The sequence below is a fragment of the Dietzia sp. DQ12-76 genome, from assembly GCF_014145045.1.
Lineage (GTDB): Bacteria > Actinomycetota > Actinomycetes > Mycobacteriales > Mycobacteriaceae > Dietzia.
The window spans coordinates 1-2,976 of record NZ_JAALDV010000315.1; the positions used below are offsets into that span (position 1 = coordinate 1).

Consider the following 2,976-nt stretch of genomic DNA (forward strand, 5'->3'; position numbering starts at 1 on the left):
CCCCGAGGACGGCGGCGATGACCACCGCGACGTCGAGGACGGCGCCCGCACCACTCATCGCGGGCGGGCGGTGACCATCGTGACGGTGAGGACCAGCGCCAGCGCCACCAGGACGAGCGCTGCATCCCGCAGCGACGGCAGAGGGCCGATCACCGAGAGCACCGCCAGCGACGCCGCCCCGGTGGTGCCGGCCAGGACGACCCCGGTGACGCGGTCCCGCGGGGAGGGGCCGCGGACCACCCGGACGAGGCAGGCCAGGATGTTGAGCACCAGCACGATCACCAGGGCCTGCAGGACGACGGTCACCACGTCCACGGTGACGATCCCTCCGGCCTCGAAGCGGGACCGTCCACTACAACCCCAGGACGGAGCGGGCGATGAGGAAGTAGACGATCAACCCGATCGCGTCGACGAAGGTGGTGATGAACGGATTGGAGAACACCGCGGGGTCGGCCCTGACGGACTGCGCGAGCAGCGGCATGAGCCCGCCCACGGTGGCGGCGATGGTGCACAGCGCCAGCAGTGTCAGGCCTATGACCAGACCGAAATCGAAACCGAAGATGAACCCGGCGGCGAGAAGCCCCACGCCGCCGAGGGCCAGGCCCAGGATGAACCCGGTCCGTACCTCCTGCACGAGCACCCGGAGGGCGTCGCGGGGTCGGACGTCTCCGAGTGCCAGCGCGCGCGTGACGGTCGTGGCCGCCTGGTTGCCGGTGTTGCCGCCGGTGCCGATGATGAGCGGCACGAAGAGCGACAGCGCCACCACCTGCTCCAGGGTGGTCTCGAACACCGCCAGCACCTGCACGGTGAGCGCGGCGCCCAGGGCGAGCACCAGCAGCCACACCACGCGGGAGCGGACGATGGAGCGGACGGGCGTGGAGAGGTACGGCCGGCGGAGGGGCTCGGCGCCACCCTGGCGGGCCGCGTCCTCGGTCTCGGCGTCCTCGAGGATCCGCAGCGCGTCGTCGACGGTGAGGATGCCCACGAGGCGGTCCTCCTCGTCGGTGATGGGCAGGACGATCACCCGCTCGTCCGCGCTGAGACGGGCGGCCTCCTCTTCGGAGGCCCGGGCGTGGATCGAGATGGCGTCGTTCATGAGGTCCCCGACGAGCTCGCGGGGATCCGCGCCCATCAGTGACCGGAGACCGACCACTCCGACGAGTCGGCGCCCCTGGTCCACGACGGGGATGGTGTAGATGGTCTCCACGTCGGCGAGCCGGTCGTGGACCCGGGCGAGCGCCTGCTCGGCCGTCATCTCCGGTCGTGCCGAGACGAACTCCGGCGTCATCCTGCGGCCGATGGAGCCGGCCGGGTAGCCGAGGATCTCGTTGGTGAGGGCCCGTTCCTCCGGAGGCAGGCCGCGGAGGAGGCGGGTGGCGACGAGGGCCGGGAGCTCGTCCATGAGCGCCACGCGGTCGTCGGGGTCGAGTTCCTCGAACAGGTGGGCGACCTGCTCCTCACGCAGTCCCCGGAGCAGATCCGACTGGACCGGGGCGTCGAGGGCCTCGAACACCACGAGCGCACGTCCCTTGGGCAGCAGGCGGAACGCGACGGCCAGGTCCCTGTCGGTGCTGCGCTCGAACATGTCCACCACGACCTGGTCGGGTAGCGAGGCCATGAGCTGCGACGCGGCTCTCAGGTCGCCGCGTGAGCGCAGCCTGGTCAGGCGCCGCGTCGCCTCGTCGAGACTCATCTCGCCGTAGGAGGTGTCGTCCTCGTCGGACGCGTCGATCAGCGCGAACCCGGTGGCGTCGGTCGGTGGTGCCGCGGGATCGTCCGAGAGTTCGCGTGGCTCAGTCATCGCGTGTCACCTCCGTGGAGTCGGTCGGGGGCCCGGTCGTGAACTCGATCTGCGAGTAGCGGGTCGCGGTGGTGGGCGCGGCCCCGGAGAGGAACCCGGCGCGCGCGATGTACATCGCGCCGATCGCCGAGGAGGCGAACTGGAGGATGGCTGCCACGGCCACCTTGGGCGCGGCCTCCCAGGTGGGGTGCAGCAGGAAGGCTCCGGCGATCACGAACACCAGGCCGAGTCCGGCGGCCGCGCCGATCGCCGACGAACGGACGTAGAGATCGGGGAATCGCAGGAGACCGATGGCGCCGCCGAGGAACACCACCGCGCCGACGAGGACGGAGACCGATCCCAGGACGGTCGCCACCAGTTCCCAGCTCATCGTCTACCTCCGGACATGAGTCGGGCCAGTGAGAGGGCGGAGACCAGGCCCACCAGCGTCGCGACCAGGACGAGGTCGTAGACGAAGGGGCTGTCCACTCGCACGCCGACCAGGGCGAGAAGGGCGATGAACGCGAAGAAGAGCAGGTCCGCCGCGATGGCGCGGTCCCCGGCGTGGGGGCCGCGGATCATACGGTAGGAGGACAGGACCGCCGCGATGGCGACCAGGACGATGGCGATGTCGACGACGATCATCGGGTCAACCCCTCTCGACGGATCGCCCGCAGCATGTGGTTCTCCAAGTCGTGTAGCGAGGCGGTCAGGTCGTCGGGATCCGGGAAGTACATGCCGTGGACCACGATCTCCCAGTCCTCACCCTCCCCGGGGTGATGCGCACCCAGGGTCAGCGTTCCCGGCGTCAGGGTGATGAGGGAGGACAGCATCGTCACCTCGAGTTCGCTGCGGCACCTGGTGGGGAACCGCACGAAGCCCGGGGTGATCGAGGCGTGGGGCAGGAAGGCGTCGCGGACGACCTTCGCGCTGGTGGTGGTCTGTTGCCAGAAGAACCAGAGCAGGAACCACGCGATTCTCAGTGGCCAGGTCAGGGTGGAGGTCATCCGAGCACCGCCTGGATGTAGGTGGTCGGATCGTAGAGGTTGGCCGCGGCGGTCCCGGACAGCTCGAGCAGGAGCTGACCCCCCAGGCCCAGCGCCAGCGTCACCACGGACAACGCCAGCGCGGGCGCCGCCAGTGCCAGGCCGATCCGGCGGCCCGGGGGCACCATGTCCGGGTCGGGCGAGCCGGCC

At 70.5% G+C, this 2,976-nt stretch carries 5 protein-coding genes and 1 pseudogene; all 6 read right to left on the reverse strand.

The features are described 5' to 3' along the window. Positions 1-54: 54 nt before the first annotated feature. On the reverse strand, positions 55-315 hold the full coding sequence (locus tag G6019_RS11160) for a hypothetical protein (RefSeq protein WP_107755613.1): 261 nt from the start codon (positions 313-315) through the stop codon (positions 55-57). A 37-nt stretch (positions 316-352) separates the two neighbouring features. Next, complete coding sequence (mgtE, locus tag G6019_RS11165; RefSeq protein WP_107755614.1) at positions 353-1,801, reverse strand: magnesium transporter; 1,449 nt, start codon at positions 1,799-1,801, stop codon at positions 353-355. Continuing rightward, complete coding sequence (locus G6019_RS11170; RefSeq protein ID WP_107755615.1) at positions 1,794-2,171, reverse strand: cation:proton antiporter; 378 nt, start codon at positions 2,169-2,171, stop codon at positions 1,794-1,796. Before G6019_RS11170 ends, mgtE begins: the two co-directional genes overlap by 8 nt. Beyond that, positions 2,168-2,425 (reverse strand): monovalent cation/H+ antiporter complex subunit F, encoded by a 258-nt coding sequence (locus G6019_RS11175; RefSeq protein ID WP_107755616.1) that lies wholly within the window; start codon positions 2,423-2,425, stop codon positions 2,168-2,170. The genes G6019_RS11170 and G6019_RS11175 overlap by 4 nt, the downstream gene beginning before the upstream one ends. Beyond that, positions 2,422-2,787, reverse strand: a complete 366-nt coding sequence (locus G6019_RS11180) for a Na+/H+ antiporter subunit E (RefSeq protein ID WP_107755617.1) — start codon at positions 2,785-2,787, stop codon at positions 2,422-2,424. Before G6019_RS11180 ends, G6019_RS11175 begins: the two co-directional genes overlap by 4 nt. Continuing rightward, positions 2,784-2,976: pseudogene (locus G6019_RS11185) on the reverse strand (monovalent cation/H+ antiporter subunit D family protein); the annotation flags it as partial. The pseudogene G6019_RS11185 and the gene G6019_RS11180, both read right to left, overlap by 4 nt.

Excerpts from the sequence above, each read along its gene's own strand:
- G6019_RS11170 (WP_107755615.1), bottom strand. The coding sequence starts at position 2,171 with ATGAGCTGGGAACTGGTGGCGACCGTCCTGGGATCGGTCTCCGTCCTC.
- mgtE (WP_107755614.1), bottom strand. The coding sequence starts at position 1,801 with ATGACTGAGCCACGCGAACTCTCGGACGATCCCGCGGCACCACCGACC.
- G6019_RS11180 (WP_107755617.1), bottom strand. The coding sequence starts at position 2,787 with ATGACCTCCACCCTGACCTGGCCACTGAGAATCGCGTGGTTCCTGCTC.
- G6019_RS11175 (WP_107755616.1), bottom strand. The coding sequence starts at position 2,425 with ATGATCGTCGTCGACATCGCCATCGTCCTGGTCGCCATCGCGGCGGTC.